The organism is Legionella nautarum (assembly GCF_001467895.1).
Classification (GTDB): Bacteria; Pseudomonadota; Gammaproteobacteria; order Legionellales; family Legionellaceae; genus Tatlockia; species Tatlockia nautarum.
Window position 1 is genome coordinate 205,068 of the sequence record NZ_LNYO01000013.1, and the last position, 19,755, is coordinate 224,822.

Below are 19,755 nucleotides of genomic sequence, written 5' to 3' on the forward strand. Positions count from 1 at the left end.
CTCAATGTTAGCGATTTACTTTTATTTTGCAAGCAGCTTTTGTGTTTGAACCTAAGCTCTTTTCTAAAAAATTTCACTTTACTGCTTAATCTGCCTTATCTCTTGTATCATTGGTCTATTATTATGCTTTTTTTACTTGTATTAATCAGATAATCGTTTAAGATGGATAACGTTTAGGATTAACGGAGCATGGACATGCTAACAAAAGATGACACAACGATTGTTGATGTAGAAGGAAAAAAAGAAAAAATTATCGATAATTTAAGAGGTTTTGCTGGAGCTTTGGTTGATTGTATTGCGAATGCCTCGTTCGATATGCCTTTAGAAGATGAAGCTATAAACTCAAATCAAAGCTTAGAACAAGAAAAAGTAGCGACTACTGAAGATGAAGAGCCCAAAAAAGATAATATAACTCAAGAGCAAGCTTCTGAAACGCTAGACAATAAAGAGGATAGCAGCGAATCTCATTCTTTTTGGTATTGGCTATCAAGTTTAGTAGGTTATGGCTCACCTACGCCACCTGGTTCACCCGATAAATCGCCGGCTCGTTCTTCGGTAAGCCCTAATAAATCTGAGAGTGCTAAGGAGCTGGGTAAAGACAGTAGGTCATTAATAGGCGTATTTGAAAGGGCAAGTAAGCACTATCTCGATAAGGACTCCTATTGGTCGTTGATATCCGGGTTTTTTCGTCAACGCTCATTTGAACAAACTATCAATGATTTAAAAAGCTTCTCGGATCCTATTCTAAGATTGCAAGCCTTTTACTTATTCACTTCTGCAAAGGGAGCAACTTGGCATAGCGGTTCTGCGAATGTTGCTGTATATACTTCTGCAATTAGAGTGATACCGGGTTATGAAAATGATGAGCAATCGGTTTCTGATGAGTTTATTCATCGAGTAATCATCCCAAATCTAAGACCGTTAGTCGATCTCGAAATCATTGCCCGCATTGAAGGAAGGGCTGAGTTTTTAGATCAAAAAGAAGTAGAAAGAAGAAAGGTTGAAGCAGAATGTCAGGTTTATCTAAATCAAGCGGCTAGTATTGAATTATTTAACGACGCAGAGCTAGCTAGAAAAACAGCAGTCGATAATCCTGAGAAACAAGTGTTTCATTTGAGCGCAAGAAAGTTAAGTGCAAAGGAGCTGGAATTAAAACAGAAGAGAACAAAGAGCAAAATAGACGAAAATGAACTCGTTTGGCAATTCACTTGGTACGATTCGACTGGTAATCCAAATTTGCTTGAAATGACTTCAGGGTTAGAAAGTTTATTAACTTCGTTCCACTTGATAGACACTCAGAAAGAGAGTGTAGACTCAGAGATCAAACTTAAATTAGCTGAGTTTTCGCGCTTGGAAAAAGAATACGAAGAACGGACCAATGTTGTGCTAGAACCTTCGGCTGAAGAGCTCGAAGACTTAAAATCAAGTTATGTTATCACCAAAAAAGATAAACAATATCAACTGACTTGGTACGACAATCAAGGTAATAAAGTTCCATTGGTACTGAGTCATCACTATTTGTTAGCCACGTGGCTTGCAACTAAAGAAAACCTAACTAAAGAAGACCTGCCAGTTCTTAGAATTTACTTGCAACCTCAATTTGCTAATCCGGAATTGAGTCTCAAAATCTGCTGCAGACAATTAGCTGAAGAACATCTTGCAAGAACTAAAGTGCTCATTAACCCCTCGTCTAAAGAGCTGCAAAATCTAAGCTTAACCTATGTAATAGCAGGACAAGATAAGGAATACGAGCTGACTTGGTATGATAGTTTTGGCAAAACTCATTCGGTCAATTTAGAGGGCTATGACTCCTTTTCAAAATGGCTGAAAGACAAAGAGGCTTTAAGCCATGAGGAGCTGCCTCGACTGCGGACTTATCTACAACAGGTCAAAATGCGTAATGAGGTTAACCAAACAGCCAAAAAAAGCTTGGGAAGAGAAATACTTGAAAAAAAAGGAGTCACTTTAATCTGTACTGATGATTTGCAACGAATTCCTCCCTATAAACTTTCTGTTGGCATCTACATCCTAACCCGTTCCCCTGATCCAAAAACAGGCGAATGGATTTTATATCAAAGACAAAAGGGAGGGGTGAATATACCTGTTAATGTCAAGGATGAAGGGTCTAACGATTGGGATGATTTTCATCGCTTTTTAGCAGAAAAACAAAGTCCTTTTTCTGCAGTGCAATTAACATCAAACGATCAAGCAAAATTAAAGAAAAAAATCATGGCTGCTATGCCTGTGCCAAAAGAAAAGAATTTGTGCAGGGCTGTCGAAGCATTTCAAGTAAAACATGCACGTGAATTTCCTGCTTGTACTTTTGTGGTAACAAAGAAAGATTCAGAGTGGCAACTGTTTTATATTGACACCCTACAACATGCTGTGGCGGTCTCAGTATCGAGCGATAAATTACCTAAGGTCCATGAGCTATTTAGTCAATGGAAGGAGGAGGAAGCCCAATCATTAGTAGATGAGCAATTAAAAGAACTATCTAGTCATTTAATCGATTATAAACCGGCTAATCAAATCAAAATGTCTGAATTTTCCTTGATTGCTAAGTGCATAGCAGGTCAACTTTCTAAGCAGAAAGAGTTAGAAGAAACTACAAAATCGCATGAATCGCTTGCGGAGGATTCTTCAACCCAAAGTTCTGATCAGGTTAGTGAAGAATCTACTTTTCCATACACTAGAATATCCATGCCTGAACCAGGAAGATTAAATCTAAGCGATTATACTAAAGTCAGCGAATGGTGGGGGAAAAGGACTGTTTTAAAAAACGGAGAATCTGCTTCTCCATGTCCTAGAACATCCATGCCTGAACCAGGAAGATTAAATCTAAGCGATTATACTAAAGTCACCGCATGGTGGGGGGAAAGGCCAGTTTTAAAACCTGAAGAGCAAACGCCTCCTAAGCAAACTTCTGAGGATTCCTCTGTTTCTCAATCAGTTTATAATCCATAGATTATTTCGGTACGTCATCCGGGCCTAACGCTCGGGATGACGTATTGATCTATTAAAATCCAGAGGTAATCGGGTATCGCCAATCACGTCCAAAAGCGCGAGTACTGATTTTAATACCAGGCGCTGCTTGACGACGTTTATATTCGTTGCGTTGAATGAGACGGACTACTTGATGAACCGTTTCGGGATGATATCCTTTGCGAATTAAATTAGCCGCAGACAAGTCATTTTCCATCAAATCTTTTATCATGGCATCTAAAACTGCATACTCGGGCAGGCTATCTTGGTCCGTTTGATTGGCACGGAGTTCGGCGGAAGGCGCTCGTTGAATAACGCGTTCTGGAATAACTGGCGCTAAACGATTACGATAATTCGCTAAGGCATACACTTGCGTCTTTAAGACATCTTTTAATACTGAAAAACCACCTGCCATATCGCCATAAATAGTGGCATAGCCCACAGCAGTTTCGCTTTTATTAGAGGTAGTTAATACAAGGTTACCGCTTTTATTAGATAAAGCCATCAACAACATGCCACGGATCCGTGCTTGTAAATTTTCTTCAGTGACATCCGGTGCTAAGTCTTTAAAAGAGGGGGCTAGGCTTTCCATAAAACGATCAAAAATGGGTTCTATGGCGATAAGGGTGCTTTTCACACCCATGGTTTTGATTTGTGATTCAGCATCTGTAAGACTGATATCAGCAGTATATTGTGAGGGCATCATCACGGCTTCAACTCTCGATGCCCCTAAAGCATCCACTGCAATGGCTAAAGTGAGTGCCGAATCGATCCCTCCTGATAAACCAATCAGCACACCAGGAAAATGGTTTTTTTCAATATAATCGCGCGTGCCACAGACGAGCGCTTCATAGATTAATTTTTCTTCTTCGTAGCTTGGAACAATTTCAGAGCTTAATTTTTGTCCTTCAATGTGAATAGTTTGTAGATGCTCCTGAAAGGCAGGCGCTCGGGCACAGACTGTTCCGCTGCCATCAAAGGCTAAAGATTGACCATCAAAAACCAACTCATCTTGACCACCCACCTGATTGACGTAAATAATAGCCACGCCCTGCTTTGCATAGTTAAGCAACAAATTTTCCCTCAATTGCGGTTTATTACAATCAAAGGGAGAAGCATTGATGCAGATAATTCCATCCACGCCAGTGGCGATAATGCGATCGACAGGTCCATTTTTCCAAATATCTTCACAAATACAAAGCCCTAAACGATAACCTTTCGCTTGAAATATACAGGTTTCAGCAGGCCCGGGTACAAAGTAACGGGCTTCATCAAAAACACCATAATTAGGTAAGGCTTGTTTTCGATAAATAGCAAGTTGCGAGCCTTGATAAAAAACGGTTGCGGCATTGTAGCAATCATTGCCCACAAGCAGGGGATGACCGACAATAACATGGCATTCACCTGTGTTTTTTTGAATAGTCTCTAAAGCTTCTTTTACCCTTTGATGTAGTTCATCACGAAACAGTAGATCTTCAGGAGGATAGCCTGACACCGCTAATTCAGGAAAAACAATAACCTCATGTTCTTGCTGCTGTTGCTGGATAATGGTAATAATTTTCTGCGTATTGGCTTCTATCGCTCCCACTGTTGGGTTAATTTGAGCCATAAGTATTTTTAACTGATGCATGGAGTTAACACTAATCTCACTAAAATAAGTTCAGAATAATACAGATACTCGTCGATTTTAGCCATTTTTATAATATCGAAATTCGTTTCGAAGAACGTCATCCCGAACGAAGTGAAGATCTCCGGCTTCCAAAGATCTTGCCGCTGCAGGTAGATCCCCCCCCTTCGTTTGGGATGACGGGGAGAGAAAGCCCAAAACAGTTGTTACAATTGATAAATGAGTATTACCTTAACCTTTAATTTGCTATAATCCCCCGTTGGACTGTTAATTTGTTGTAGGTTTTCTATGTTAAAAGAAGCATTATCACGGATGGCAGATGTTTTTTTACCCGCCGTGTTGATGCGTGGACAAGAGTACCAGCAAAAAGGGTTTGTTTTAAACATTCGTCTTAGCGATGGTTTATTAAAAGCCCGTGTTAAGGGGCGTTCGAGTCAAATTTATGATGTCCATATCGATCTTAAAACCTGGCCTGCCAATCCTGCGCGTTGCAGTTGTGCCTATAGTTTAAATTGCAAGCATGCTGCGGCAAGTTTGTTTGCTTTGCAGGTAAGGGAAAATTATGAAATTCCTGCTCCTGTTCCTAATAAACCTAATCTTTCTTTGAATGCCTGGCTTTCTTCTCTGCGGGAAAAAGAGTTTGACGAGAATAAACCCCAGAGCAGTCATGAAGTTGTTTATCTGCTCGAACCCCAATTTGGTGATTATGAACATCGAATGGTGGTCCGGCTTGCGATTGCCAAACGACTCAAAAAGGGAGGCATCGGTAAAAAATCCTTATTTAATACGATCACAGAAAGTCGCAAGCAATTTTTCCAAGACGAAGATGAAGCCATCATTGCCTCTTTACTGTTTAAAAATGGTTCCCGCGGTTGGTTCGATCGCTTATATCTACGCAATAGTGATTTACTAGAAAAAATTCTTGCGACCAATCGCGCTTATTTGGCGAACGATATTGAACCTTCTTTAGTGCTTGGTGACGAGTTGTCCGCCCAATTCAATTGGCAGCTCGCAAAAGATGGTACACAATTTTTAGTCTTAACGTCGGAAAAAGAAATTATTTTACCGGTTATGTTGGATAAGCCCTGGTATCTTGATCAAGAAGAAAATATTATCGGTCGTTTGGATCTTCCTTATAGTGCAAGCCAATTAAAAAATTTATTGAACGCACCGCCTGTCAAACTAGAAGAAGCGCCTTTAATCGTCAAACAATTGGCAATAACTCATCCAGAATTACCCGAGCCTAAGATTTTTGAACAGCGAATTGTGCATAAAAATAGGCCTCAGCCGATACTAAGTTTTGATGCGATTGAATTAGAGACTAGTGAATTATCTTCTGAAAATAATCGTTTATTGATTGTGGAACTTGCCTTCGATTATGAAGGGGTAGTAATTGCCCAAACGGAAACCTGCACTACGCTTTTTCGCAGCGATGGCAAAGACTTATTTGAAATCCAACGAGATTTAGCTTTCGAAGAGGAAAAAGCGAAGGAGATTAAAGAAATCCTTCAGATTCGCAGCCCTAATCTCTCTGAAAAATTGCGTGCCTATTATTCTTTACACGATGAATGGGTTTTAAACCATTATCAAGATGAAAATGATTTACCCCGCTTATATAATCAAGTCATTCCACTATTGAAAAATAAAGGCTGGCGCATTGAGTTTATTCATCCTTTTTATGAAGAATTAATTGATGCTGACGAGCTCGAATGGTTTTCCGAACTTGAAGAAAAAGGCAATGATTTTTTCTCTTATCAATTAGGAATTTTGGTAGAGGGAAAGCAAGTCTCTATTGTGCCTTTGGTGGCTGAGCTGATTAGTCGACTTGGAAAAGATAATCTTGATAGCCTAGCTGAAAATGAGCGAGTTAAATTACCTTTACCCGACGGTAAAGTACTGCAGGTTAGCCTTGGGCGAATTAAACCGCTACTTCGCTTTTTGCTACAGTATGGCCTGCGTCATCTTAAATCCGAAAAGTCGCTGCAAATAAATCGTTATCAGCTTGTTTTGATGCAAGAAACTGAACAGGCTATGGCCTGCATTTCCGCTCGTTGGCAGGGTAATACCGCTCTACGCAAACAATTACAGCAATTGATGAGTTTAATTAACCTTCCCGCTATCGAAATACCACGAGGCTTGAAGGCCAGCCTTCGCGATTATCAACATCAAGGGTTGAATTGGTTACAGTTTTTGCGCATCAGTCGTTTTGGCGGTGTTTTAGCCGATGATATGGGTTTGGGTAAAACAGTACAAACTCTCGCCCACTTGCAAGTTGAAAAGGAAGAAGGTCGTTTAAGTAAAGCGAGTTTGATTGTTGCGCCAACGAGTTTGGTAGGTAATTGGTTTGAAGAAGCGAAACGATTTACACCCGAATTAAAGGTATTAATTTTTCATGGTTTGGAACGCCATGCGGATAATTTTGATGATTATGATCTAATTATTTCAACCTATGGACTGATTCAGCGCGATAAATTGCGCTTTATCGATTATCCTTTTTATTATCTCATTCTTGATGAGGCCCAATCGATTAAGAATGCCAGGACGAAAACCACACAAATCATTCAGCAAATCCCAGCGGTACACCGGCTCTGTTTATCCGGCACGCCTTTAGAAAATCACTTGGGCGAACTTTGGTCGCTATTCCATTTTTTAATGCCAGGCTTATTAGGCGATGCAAAACAATTTCGTCAGTTTTTTAAGACACCGATTGAAAAATTGAATGATGCTGAAAAAAGACATTTACTCGCAAAACGAGTTCAGCCTTTCATGTTAAGGCGAAACAAAAATCAAGTGGCAAGCGAATTACCCGAAAAAACAGAAATGACTCGAGTTATTGAGCTAACCGGCAGTCAGCGTGATTTATATGAAGCTATCCGCATGAGCATGGAGAAAAAAGTTCGTGAAGCGATTGCTAAACAGGGAATTAACAAAAGCCATATTGTTTTACTTGATGCCTTGCTTAAATTACGACAAGTTTGCTGTGATCCCAAATTGCTATCTATGCCTGAGGCAGAAATTGCTCACGGTACTTCGGCTAAATTAGATACTTTAATGGAATTACTTGAAAGTCTGGTTGATGAGGGGCGCCGAGTCTTAGTGTTTTCGCAGTTTACTTCGATGTTGGAGTTGATAGAAAAACAACTTATTGAGTGTGATTATCCTTATTTGAAATTAACAGGCCAAACGCAAAACCGCCAAGCTCTAGTCAATACCTTCCAGGAAGGGAATACGCCCATTTTCCTAATTAGCCTAAAAGCAGGGGGCACCGGCTTAAATTTAACAAGGGCAGATACGGTTATTCATTATGATCCTTGGTGGAATCCAGCGGTTGAGGATCAAGCGACCGATCGCAGCCATCGGATAGGTCAAGAGAACCCCGTCTTTGTTTATAAATTGATTACTGCAGGAACAGTAGAAGAAGCTATTCTTGCGATGCAAAAGAAAAAGCGCCAATTATTTGATGGTATTTTATCGAATAATGCCAGTGGCATGATTAGCTTGACTCAAAATGATGTTGAGCAATTTTTTATGCCTTTATCAAATGAATGAGCACTGAATTGCAATACCGATTCTCATGACCTATCCTGTCGGTGAGCAATTTACGGAGAAAGACTCATGAGACAAATGAAAGCTTTATTGGCCTTTTTAATAACGCTGACAATGATACCAGTTAGTTTCGCCCAATCACCTGCTGGAACCTGGACTTCGATTGATGATGCAACAGGTAAGAAAAGAGTGGTTGTTAATTTTAAGGTATCAGGTAAGACCTTAAGCGGAACAATAGTCAAAGTATTTCCACAACCCGGTGATACGGGGATTTGCTCAAAATGCCCCGGCAGTTTGAAAAATAAGCCAACCCAAGGTTTAAGAATAATATGGGGATTAAAAGATAGGGGAAATGGAGTTTGGGAAGACGGTAAAATTCTCGATCCTAAAAGCGGCAAGATTTATCACGCGAAAATTACTTTAGAAGGCAATAAGCTGTATGTACGTGGATATATAGGGATTCCTGCATTGGGACGTACGCAGATTTGGGTGCGGTAAGAGGATTTTAAAAGGAGGCTTCGAGACGGCCTGCGGCCTCCTCAGCCCTAACGGACACGAGTTTATTTAATCTGTTCGGGCTAAAAGTTTTTTTATTCGTTCGGGCTGAGGAGGCCGCAGGCCGTCTCGAAGCCTCGGTGAATAGCACACAAACCCAACAAAAAATATCTACATTTAAAAGTTTCCCTTAGGTACAATAGCAATTAAGACTCTAGACTCTGCAAGTAATATGACTGAAGTTCAAACACGAAAAAAAACAACTATTGACCCCTTGAAGCGCCCGCCGCATTCAGCCGAAGCCGAACAATCCATCATCGGTGGATTAATGTTGGACAATCAGGTTTGGGATAAAATCAGCACCAAATTATGCGAAGCAGATTTTTATCGTACTGAACATCGCATTCTTTATCGTGCCATCGTTGACTTAGTTAAAAAAGAACAGCCTTTTGACGTAGTGACTTTACTCGATATTTTAAAATCTAAAAATGAACTTGATGACGCCGGAGGGGAGACTTATTTATTTGAATTAGCGAACAATACCCCCAGCGTTGCCAACGTCTCGGCTTATGCGGATATCGTGCGTGAAAAATCGGTACAGCGGCAATTAATTGCAGTTGCCAATGAAATTGCTGATTCTGCTTATAATCCAGGAGGGCGCGAAGTTAGCGATTTACTTGATTTTGCTGAAACCAAAGTATTCGCTATTGCCGAACAAACAGGTGGGGATGGCGGCCCTGAAAGTATTAAATCCATTCTGGTGAAGGCCGTCGAGCGAATTGATGCGCTTTATCATAACGGAGACGCAATTACCGGTTTGGCAACGGGTTTGTCTGATTTAGATGAAATGACCTCCGGTTTGCAATCCTCCGATCTGGTGATCGTCGCAGGTCGCCCATCGATGGGTAAAACAACGCTCGTAATGAACATGGCAGAGCATGCGGCCATTCATGCGAAGAAGCCTGTCTTAGTATTTTCTATGGAGATGCCTGCAGATTCTCTAGCCATGAGGATGATGTCCTCTCTTGGGCGAATTGATCAGCATCGCATTCGTACAGGAAAATTGGATGATGAGGATTGGCCGCGCGTGACCTCTGCTGTTCACATGTTATCTGAAGCGCCTTTATTTATTGATGATACGCCAGCCCTAAGTCCTTCAGAAATGCGTGCTCGTTGCCGTCGTTTAGCTAAAGAACATGGGCAATTAGGACTTATCGTCGTCGACTATTTACAGTTGATGCAAGTGCCAGGTTTGAAGGCAGATAATCGTACCGCGGAAATTTCGGAAATTTCGCGTAGCTTAAAATCCCTAGCAAAAGAATTGCAAGTACCAGTGATTGCCCTATCACAGTTAAACCGAAGTCTCGAGCAACGCCATGATAAACGACCTGTAATGTCCGATTTACGTGAATCGGGAGCGATTGAGCAAGACGCCGACTTAATTTGTTTTATTTATCGTGACGAGGTTTATAATGATGACAGCCCCGATAAAGGGGTGGCAGAAATCATCGTTGCAAAACAACGTAATGGCCCAATAGGAAAAGTGAGGGTAGCATTTCTTGGCAAATATACCCGTTTTGAAGATTTGGCGTTCAATGGTTATCAAGGGGTAGATTGACGTGGCAAGACCCACTCGAGTGCAAATTGATGAAAATGCACTCTTACATAATGTAAATAAAATAAAGCACTGCGCCCCGAACAGCAAAATTATTGCGATGGTCAAAGCGAATGCTTATGGCTGTGGCATACCCGCCGTGGTTCCCGTGCTTGAGGGGCAGGTTGATGCTTTTGGTGTCGCTTGTTTGGAAGAGGCTCTGGCAATTCGTGCCCTTGGCATACGTAGCGATTGTGTACTCTTTCAAGGGGTGTTTAGCGCCGACGAACTTCATGTGGTTGCCGAACATCGCTTTCAATCGGTGATTCATCAACCTCACCAATTACAATGGTTATTAAATACCCCTTTAGCGAACAAGATAAAAGTTTGGGTTAAGGTCAATACAGGAATGCATCGTTTAGGCTTTCGGCCTGATGAGATCGATGAACTCATCAGGGCGCTAAAAAATTGCCCTTGGGTTGATGATGATCTTGGCCTCATGACCCATTTAGCTTGTGCGGATGAGCCCGATCATCCCGCAAATCAAAATCAATTGCGCGCTTTTAAAGAACTTCATTTACCGGCAATTGAGCTGACTAAAAGTATTGCTAATTCCGCGGCTATCTTAGCCTTACCTGATACTCACGCTGAGGTTGTTCGCCCAGGTATTATGCTTTATGGCGTATCCCCTTTTGCAAATCAGACAGGGCTAGAATTAGGCTTAATACCAGTTATGCGCTTTGTTTCAGCAATCAGCGCCATTCATCATTATCCAGCGCAGGCACGTATTGGTTATGGCGGAACATGGCAAACCACAAAACCCTCGATAATTGGTGTGGTGGCAGCAGGTTATGGGGATGGTTACCCCCGACATATTGCTCAGAATACTCCTGTATGGGTCAATGGCTCTCACGCTCCCATTGTGGGAAGGGTATCAATGGACATGTTGACGGTCGATTTAACCGATTGCCCGCAAGTCAATATTGGTGATCCAGTGGAGCTTTGGGGAAAGTTTATTCCTGTGGAGACGATTGCTTTGTCCGCTGGAACAATCGCTTACGAATTACTTTGTCAGTTTTCTCCGAGAGTGCGCCAAGACAAGCCTTAACCAACATCCATAACTTATCTCACTGACATTAAGTTAAGGAATGCTCCTTAGCTCTACGTGCCAAGCAGGCATTGCTGCAGATTCCTGTCCTTATGCCTACGAACCACGACTTGTCCGCGGTATCCAGGTGAGCTCAGACCATAACTAAGGATCTCTTGATCCTGCGGACAAGTCGTGGTACGTAGAGCTAGGGGCTATAGAAGTATGGATAATATCTATACGTGATGGTAGAATGGCAACCGGATTTATGAACCATTACACAGGTGAATTTAAAATGAGAAAAATAGTTTTGGTGTCATCACTTTCTCTTTCAGTCCTACTTGCAAGCTGTGCTCAGGTCACAAATGAAGACGTAGGTACCGTAACCGGAGGGGTCGTTGGAGGTCTTTTAGGCAGCCAATTTGGTGGTGGTTCAGGTAAGTTTGCTGCCGCTGCCGGTGGCGCATTAATTGGTGCCTACTTAGGTGGTAACATTGGTCGTACTATGGACCGTCTCGACCGTTTAGAAATGCAAAAGGCGCTAGAAACTGCGCCAACAGGTCGTGCTGTTGTGTGGTCAAACCCAGATACAGGTAATCGTTACACCGTACAGCCCACCAGAACTTATTATACTAATGCACAACCTTGTCGTGAATATATCACCAAAGCAATTATTGGTGGTAAGTCACAACAAATTTATGGAAAAGCTTGTCGCCAAGCGGATGGCTCATGGAAAGTGGTAGGATAAGATTTTAGTCTGAGCTTGATTTATCTGGATGAAGATGTCTTCATCCAGATTTTTGAATAATTTCATAGACCTAAAAAAAAAAATTAAAGATGACGCATAATGCTGTGCACTTCAAAAAATCAAGTTGTTCTTATCCTCTAAATAATTGTGCCTAATTCTTAATAATTTCTTAAGAAATTATTGTTAATATGGCGCACAAATCCCGATGTGAGGATGATTTATGAAGCCTATAGAAATAGCTTCCGCACTGATCACTGGCTATGATTTGTTATCTGCGAATGTTCGTGATGAGTTTGAAAACACTGAGGCAGGTGCCATTTTTTATGCTGCGATTGCTAAGGCAGAAGGCCCTATTACTGAACTGGAAGCAATAAGAGATAACAGTTGGTTCTGGCAGAAGGGCACTTATCAAAAGCAAATTGATGAGGCAATAAAAGCACTAGCGGACAAGGCGTTAACGCCTGATGTTACGGATTCCGAAGAATATAAAGACCTCATCCGCCAAATCATTTTAAAAGTTCTCCCTAAAATCTATCCTGACATTAAATATTTGACGGCAGAAGAACAATTTCAACTGGCAAGTGCTGAGTTTTCAATAACTTTACAAAGTAAATATATCCAGGCTAATAACGACGTTGAAGCTTACCAAAGCCCGTTGATTCCTCGATCGGGCGATCCGTTGTTTTATGACCTGATAGAATACTATAGGTATTCAATAATTGAAACATGGAAACGGCAGCTGGCAACTGATGAAAACCTGTCTCTTATACGAACTAACATTGCGCTAGGGAAAGGGTTGGAGCGCTCTAGAGCATTAGCTGACTTTTTTCCCTTTCTTAGGGATCCTAGTTTGTCTAATCCTACTTCTGCCACTGACCAATTGTATAATGCTTATCAATTAGAAATAGAGGCTGCTGAGGAAGAGCGTCGCGTACCTAACACAGAAAAAGTAGAAGAAGATTTCTTAACTCAATTATTGTTTCAAGAGCTACAGGCGAAGGCCGGCCATTATATCGATGCTTTACAAATTGACTCCCACAATCTCCTCGATGAGTTTAACCAGACCCAAGCTAATCTTCTAGCTAAGAAAATTCTTGATGCCTTTAATAAGGGGCAAACCTTAGAGATGCATAATTGGCTTGAAGCTTACCGAGCGGAGTTGAGTAGTTACATCCGCAACAAGATAGAGTTAATTAATGGTAAAAGATGGTCTTCTCCTATCTTGGCAAGTTTAACAGACCTTGCTAAGCCTTTATCCGTTCTTTGGAATAATTGGGTTACTAATGGTTCAGCTGAGTTTGCTGCAAGAGTAGGTGATGCGCAGCAATTTTTACAATATATGGGCGCTGCTTCCCAAAATGATAACCCACTTTTTTGGGGCGTTGATGCTTATAACTTATTGCGTAATGCAAACCAAGTTGTGGAAACGAAGAATACCTTATTTAATTTATTAATAAAGCCGTTTAAGCCACTAATTGCCGAATATCAAGATATTGCTAAATACGAGAAAAGTTTTTTAAAGCAAATTTTTAGAACCGTGATGCCACTATTAATCGTCGCCGGTTTGCTTGTTTTAGTGGGTATGTTATTAACTCCTTTTGGTCTTCCAGAGTTAGCATTTTTGGTTCTCGCTATACCTACTATATTTATTGGACTCGCTTTAGCGACCAAATATGTCACTTGGAAAAATAGTATATATCAATCATTACGCCAATGGTGGTATGGCGGTCCTTTTGAAATTCCTGAACTTAAAGTCAGCGAGAGGATGATTTCTGTTTTCGGTGACCAAGCAAGGCTGAATGCAGCCCAGACTGTGCAAGAGAAAGACGACTTACTGCAAGAATTTCGACAAACAGCTGAAGCAATTAGAGCAATCTATATTGAAGAAATGCAGAAACTTAATGAAAATGAGGCTTATTTTGCTGAACATGAAGCAGGCTTAACTGAAGAAGAGCTAAAAGCAAGAAAGGCTAATCTTGCGGAAATATATGCCTTAGGCTTCGAATGGTATGACATTCATAGTAATACACAACTTGGAATTGATGTTGTAAAAGCAGTGGCAATAAAACGCTTATCTAAGATTGCTGATAAGAATTATGGAGCATTGCTAGAGCGTCTTCAGGATACTGAGGGTGTTTTAATTGATCAGGCTGTTAATAACTTGGTGGCTAATTTGAACACTAGTTTGTTGCCCGACCTTGACCAATCGGTAGAGCCGGAAAGAGACAATGATGAAGATGATAACCTTGTCTTTAACAATGGCAGAGCACCTCAAGTCAGTCTCGTGGCTGAGAGAGCCTCTTTAGCTGATGTTGTTGATCAAGCTAATAGGACTCAAAGACCATCTAGTGAAAATGCTCGCTCCGCCTCGGCGGCTCAACCCTCGGCTACAAATCCGTTGCGTCTTTTTTCATTAAATTGTGTAAAAGAGCACAAAAAGGTTGAGAAAATTAGCAAGCTGTTAGAGAAAATAAAGTATGAAAATAGGGAAGATGATGGTTCATCTCAAGCTGATGGGTCCTCAAATCAAGGAAGGCGGCCGGTGATGGGGGTAATGTAGATTATCACTTCCCACGTCAATCCTTAGCGCTGCGAGCAAAGCTGTATTTTAGCCGCTCGCTTGCTCCAAAGCCATGAAATAACATTATTTGTGCTATAGTTAAAACAGGTGGTTATGTCCATTTAGAGGCGTATCCACTTGTCTCTGCACAAGTATGCGAGACTTAGTAGCTTGAGAAAAAGTTATCGCAGGAGGGAGCATGGCCCACTTAATTTATTCAGCTTTATCGGAGCCTAGGCGTCCTATCGTTTATGTGAGTCCTAAGACTACGGTTTCTCAATGCATTAATCTGATGATCAAAGAAAACATTGGTGCTGTTATTGTACTTGAAAGAGAGAATCTTGTTGGTATGGTAACTGAACGTGATATTGTAAGGTCATGTTTGTCGCTTGATTTGGATCCTCATAAAACGACAGCGGCAGATGTTGCTTATTCTAAGGTTAGTGTATTGAATCTCTTCGACCCGGTCGAAAAGGCGATGGAAATAATTACTGAAACGAAGCGGCGTCATATTTTAATCGAGGAAAATGGAAAGTTTGTTGCCATTCTCTCAATTGGTGACTTATTGTTTCATTTACTTGAAGATAAAATCCGAGTTATCGAGCAGCTCGAAAATTATATCCATACCTACTAATAGGGAAAGCTATCTCTATGTAGTATCTTAGATATTGCTAAGCAATACTGATTCCTATAATTGATCATAAACTGTATAGTAAATAAATTAGGATATAGGGATACAAAAATATGCAGGTTATGTTAAAAAATACGTTGGCTGTTTTTCTCTTGCTCTTTTCCACTCTAGGTTGGAGTCAAGATTTATCTTCGTGGTTTAGTAAAGGCGAAAATAATCAAATTAAACTGCGAGTCGATTTATTTTTATCCTCTACCTGCCCGCATTGCCAAAAAGCCGATGCTTTCTTTCATAGCATTGAAGCCCAGACCCCCTGGCTTGATATTCACCGTTATATAATTAATAAAGACAAAACTGCCCTAGATACTTTTCATCAAGACTTACAACAACTCGATATCGACGATTATGCTGTTCCCGCCATCTTTTTTTGCAATTCACGCTGGATTGGCTTTGATGAAACAGGTATTACAGGACAAAATCTATTAAAGGGCTTGAATTATTGCCATCAACAGATTAGTCAACAGGGAACTCTTGAGCCTGAGACCGTTAGTTTATTGGAACAGTTATCTAATGCGAGTTGGTTTAATGCCAATATGACTAGCAAGCCATCCTTGGCGCTGTTTACTCTAACAATGGCATTAACTGACGCATTCAGTCCTTGCTCACTGTTTGTTTTTTTTGCCTTATTTTCTTTTCTCTGGTTACATAAAGAACCCAAAGAGATGATTGGCTTTACCGTCTTGTTTTTACTGGCTTTAATGATTGTTCATCATTTTCAACAAGATCACACAATATTTTTCTATCAAATTCTCAATTCATTACGCATTTTTGCCCTGCTAATTGGTTTAGGCTTAATCGTCTATATGTTAATTATTTATTCAAGAGGAAGCAGCGCTCATCCTAATTTTTCGATTCCCATCTTGGTTTTTTTAACGGCAGCTATAACTCAAGCTTATCAGCAAAATTGTATTCCTAATTTTGGTTTGGTCTATCAACAATGGCTCGATTCGCAAAGATTACCGACCTTGCAAGGAGAAATAGTTGAGATAATTTATCATTTCATTTACGTTATTCCGCTGGCTATTTTTGCAGCTTTATTTATCTATTTCCGTGAGCATCAAAAACTACAAAAAATTGCTCCACTTTTAACACATACCGCTTGGTTTTTATTACTCATTCTTGGTGTTTTTCTTGTTGTTTTGCCAGAGGGACTTTCCTCATTTGGTCTTTCATTAGGAGCACTTGGTTTATCGCTGTTAACAGGATGGTTAACAATAAGAAAATCTTCACGGTTAAATCGATGAAAAATACAGACTCACCACCTAATTTATTTCCCATTGCCTATGACGTTGAAGAGGGTAAAACTTATTATTGGTGTAGTTGTGGGAAAAGCAAAACACAACCTTTTTGTGACCGAAGTGATTGTGGTGATAAAGCAGTGGCCTATCATGCTGAACTCACTGAAACTCTGTTTTTTTGTGGTTGCAAACTAACAAAAGATCCTCCCTTATGCGACGGCTCACATGCCCAGCTACTTTTTGATTATTTAAAGAATAAATCAAAGAAATAACTGTATGACCCAGGACTTGTTCGGCGTTGTTTACTTAAATCAAATCGTATATCTCCCGATTTGTTGGTGTTGTTTGCTTAAATCAAATCGTATATCCCCGGATTTGTTTGGCGTTGTTTGCTTAAATTGATCCGTTCGGGCTCTGAGTTATCTCCACGAAATTAAATAGACTGTTTAGATCAATGCTCTTTTTGTTTATCCCGTTCGCACTGAGGAAGCGCGCAGCGCTGTCTCGAAGTGTGTCCCAAAAGCTCCCCCCTTCGAGAGCCTCAGGGCAGCCTTCGGGACTCACGCCATGCGCGTGCTTCTCAGGCTGAATTGAATTAATACACATTCCTTGGATACTTCAGCCTGAACTGATTAAGCAACAACAGGTAAGTTTGGTTGAAAAATACACGCATTTACACTAGGTTTTTTTGGAATTAACTTGATCTCCCCTGGCTGATTTGGGATTATCAGTGCATTAAGTATTATCGGTACTACTATGAGTAAATTAATAGATATTCCTGTAGTGATTGAAAGCGGGCACAAATACAAAACTGCACAGGGCGTGATTGCCATCAAAGACGGTGTAAAATCAACCGACGTTCCCTCCGAACGTTTGCCAAAACCAAAATGGTTGCGCATCGTCAACCAGACAACGGCAGCATACAGCCAAGTCAAAGAACAAGTAAGCAAACATCGTTTAGCAACGGTTTGCGAGGAAGCTAAATGCCCTAATATTGCTGAATGTTGGTCGCATGGTACTGCAACCATTATGCTGATGGGCGCCGTTTGTACACGTGCCTGTCGTTTTTGTTCGGTCGATACTGGTAACCCCCACGGTTGGCTAGATGCTCAAGAACCTGAAAATACTGCTAACACCGTAGCCTTAATGAATCTTGATTATGTGGTTCTGACATCGGTGAATCGCGATGATTTAACCGATGGTGGCGCGAAGCATTATGCAGATACGGTTCGCGCAATTAAAGCGCGCTGTCCCAAAACTAAAATAGAGGCTCTAACGCCAGATTTTCAAGGGGTAGAAAAAGATATTACTACGCTTTTAGATAGCGGAGTCGATGTTTTTGCCCAAAATGTAGAAACAGTAGAGCGCTTAACTCACCCCGTACGTGATAATCGCGCAGGTTATTGGCAAACACTGAAGGTTCTAGCCTTTGCTAAACGTTACCGTCCGGATGTTTTAACCAAAACTAGTTTAATGTTGGGGCTAGGTGAAACCGATGAAGAAATCATTAAGACTATGGACGAGCTAAGAGCACAAAATGTTGACATTTTGACTCTAGGACAATATCTCCAGCCAACTAAAAACCATCTACCTGTTGCACGTTATGTAACGCCAGAAACTTTTGTCGAATTACGCGAAATTGGCTTACAAAAAGGCTTTTTTGAAGTAGCATCTGGTCCCTTAGTACGTTCAAGTTATCGTGCTGATCGGGTTTTCAAGCGAGATAACTTAGGTTTGTAAAGGAAAAATAATCAATGCGTTTAATACCAACAATTTTATGTGGTGGTGCTGGATCAAGGCTCTGGCCCGTTTCTCGAGAATTACATCCGAAGCCTTTCATCCATTTAGCTGATGGACAGAGCTTATTACAAAAAACCTTTTTGCGTGGTGCTCATTTACCAGGTGTGAAAGAGATTTTAACGGTAACGAATCGTGATTTATTTTTTAAAACCACTGATGAGTATCGTGAAACCGATCAAACTGGATTAACATTGTCTTACATTTTAGAGCCTTTCGGCCGCAATACTGCAGCCGCTATCATCGGCGCTGCATTGCAAATTAAGCGTTCTTTTCAAGATGAAGAAGCGCTCATGCTTGTATTACCTGCTGATCATCTCATTACAGATCAAACAGCTTTTGCCCGGGCTATTGCAGAAGCAACTAAACTGGCCCAGCAAGGTAAGCTTGTTACTTTTGGAATTCAGCCTACCGCTCCTGAAACCGGTTATGGCTACATTGAAGCAGAAGGCAATCAAGTACTGCGATTTGTAGAAAAACCCAGTTTAGAGAAAGCGCAAGAATATCTAGAGTCAGGGCGTTTTCTGTGGAATTCGGGCATGTTTTGTTTTAGTGTCAAAACCTTATTGCAGGAAGTAGAACTTTGTTGCCCAAATATTCTTGCTGCCACTAAAGCTTGCATCGACGCTTCAGATACTGCGACAGGTAAAGATTTTATGCAGCTTGAACTTGATGCTGAAGCCTTTAGTTTAGTGCCAGAAGATTCTATCGACTATGCGCTAATTGAAAAATCTAAACAAGTTGCCGTCGTCCCTTGTCAGATCGGCTGGAGCGATATTGGATCTTGGAGTTCTTTGGGTGAGTTAATTCAATCAGATAATAAAGGTAATCGCATCGAAGGTGAAACCTTATTGCATGAAGTTAAGAACTGTTATATTCGAGGAAAAGATCGCTTAATTGCCGCTGTGGGCATTGAAGATCTCTTCATTATCGATACTGCTGACGCTCTTTTAGTTGCAGATAAAGCACGTGCCCAGGATATTAAAACCATCTATACCCAATTAAAAAAACAAGGCCATGATGCTCATAAATTACACCGTACTGTCCATCGACCCTGGGGAACCTATACAGTACTAGAAGAGGGCGCACGTTTTAAAATTAAACGAATTGAAGTGCGACCTGGGGCCAGCCTTAGCTTGCAAATGCATTACCATCGCAATGAGCATTGGATTGTTGTAAGTGGAATGGCTAAAGTGGTCAATGGCGACAAAGAGCTGTTTGTGAATACCAATGAATCGACGTATGTGCCTGCGGGGCATAAACATCGTTTAGAAAACCCCGGACTGACCAATCTGGTTATGATCGAAGTACAGAGTGGCGAGTACATGGGTGAAGATGATATCGTCCGTTTTGAAGACGTATACGGCCGCGCTTAAGCACAGATGGTAGG

General features: G+C 41.0%; 13 protein-coding genes. 12 read left to right on the forward strand and 1 reads right to left on the reverse strand.

What is annotated here, in order from left to right; all coding sequences use genetic code 11:
- Window positions 1-195: 195 nt before the first annotated feature.
- Window positions 196-2,964 carry a hypothetical protein gene (locus tag Lnau_RS04305; protein ID WP_133134819.1) on the forward strand — a complete coding sequence of 923 codons (2,769 nt, stop codon included), beginning with the start codon at window positions 196-198 and terminating at the stop codon, window positions 2,962-2,964.
- A 52-nt stretch (window positions 2,965-3,016) separates the two neighbouring features.
- Here Lnau_RS04305 and Lnau_RS04310 read toward each other — a convergent pair whose 3' ends face one another.
- Window positions 3,017-4,612 carry an NAD+ synthase gene (locus tag Lnau_RS04310; protein WP_058503919.1) on the reverse strand — a complete coding sequence of 532 codons (1,596 nt, stop codon included), beginning with the start codon at window positions 4,610-4,612 and terminating at the stop codon, window positions 3,017-3,019.
- Between the two features lie 285 nt (window positions 4,613-4,897).
- Between Lnau_RS04310 and Lnau_RS04315 the strand changes: the two genes are divergently transcribed.
- From Lnau_RS04315 to Lnau_RS04370, 11 genes are all read left to right on the forward strand, one after another.
- Window positions 4,898-8,158: a DEAD/DEAH box helicase gene (locus tag Lnau_RS04315; RefSeq protein ID WP_058503920.1), complete on the forward strand. Its 3,261-nt coding sequence runs from the start codon at window positions 4,898-4,900 to the stop codon at window positions 8,156-8,158.
- A 66-nt stretch (window positions 8,159-8,224) separates the two neighbouring features.
- On the forward strand, window positions 8,225-8,653 hold the full coding sequence (locus tag Lnau_RS04320; RefSeq protein WP_058503921.1) for a DUF2147 domain-containing protein: 429 nt from the start codon (window positions 8,225-8,227) through the stop codon (window positions 8,651-8,653).
- Between the two features lie 229 nt (window positions 8,654-8,882).
- The gene (gene dnaB / locus Lnau_RS04325; protein WP_058503922.1) at window positions 8,883-10,268 is read left to right on the forward strand and encodes a replicative DNA helicase; all 1,386 of its coding nucleotides are present in this window, start codon (window positions 8,883-8,885) and stop codon (window positions 10,266-10,268) included.
- Window position 10,269: 1 nt separating this feature from the next.
- Window positions 10,270-11,352, forward strand: a complete 1,083-nt coding sequence (alr, locus tag Lnau_RS04330) for an alanine racemase (protein ID WP_058503923.1) — start codon at window positions 10,270-10,272, stop codon at window positions 11,350-11,352.
- Window positions 11,353-11,626: 274 nt separating this feature from the next.
- Window positions 11,627-12,079 (forward strand): RT0821/Lpp0805 family surface protein, encoded by a 453-nt coding sequence (locus Lnau_RS04335; protein WP_058504810.1) that lies wholly within the window; start codon window positions 11,627-11,629, stop codon window positions 12,077-12,079.
- Between the two features lie 220 nt (window positions 12,080-12,299).
- The gene (locus tag Lnau_RS04340; RefSeq protein ID WP_058503924.1) at window positions 12,300-14,639 is read left to right on the forward strand and encodes a hypothetical protein; all 2,340 of its coding nucleotides are present in this window, start codon (window positions 12,300-12,302) and stop codon (window positions 14,637-14,639) included.
- Window positions 14,640-14,838: 199 nt separating this feature from the next.
- The gene (locus tag Lnau_RS04345; RefSeq protein ID WP_058503925.1) at window positions 14,839-15,273 is read left to right on the forward strand and encodes a CBS domain-containing protein; all 435 of its coding nucleotides are present in this window, start codon (window positions 14,839-14,841) and stop codon (window positions 15,271-15,273) included.
- A gap of 110 nt (window positions 15,274-15,383) precedes the next feature.
- Entirely contained in the window at window positions 15,384-16,574 is a 1,191-nt protein-coding gene (locus Lnau_RS04350; RefSeq protein WP_058503926.1) for a hypothetical protein, read from the forward strand.
- The gene (locus Lnau_RS04355) at window positions 16,571-16,840 is read left to right on the forward strand and encodes a CDGSH iron-sulfur domain-containing protein (protein ID WP_058503927.1); all 270 of its coding nucleotides are present in this window, start codon (window positions 16,571-16,573) and stop codon (window positions 16,838-16,840) included. Before Lnau_RS04350 ends, Lnau_RS04355 begins: the two co-directional genes overlap by 4 nt.
- 484 nt (window positions 16,841-17,324) lie before the next feature.
- On the forward strand, window positions 17,325-18,308 hold the full coding sequence (lipA, locus tag Lnau_RS04365; RefSeq protein WP_058503929.1) for a lipoyl synthase: 984 nt from the start codon (window positions 17,325-17,327) through the stop codon (window positions 18,306-18,308).
- A gap of 14 nt (window positions 18,309-18,322) precedes the next feature.
- Window positions 18,323-19,741 (forward strand): mannose-1-phosphate guanylyltransferase/mannose-6-phosphate isomerase, encoded by a 1,419-nt coding sequence (locus Lnau_RS04370; RefSeq protein ID WP_058503930.1) that lies wholly within the window; start codon window positions 18,323-18,325, stop codon window positions 19,739-19,741.
- The last annotated feature ends 14 nt before the right edge of the window (window positions 19,742-19,755 follow it).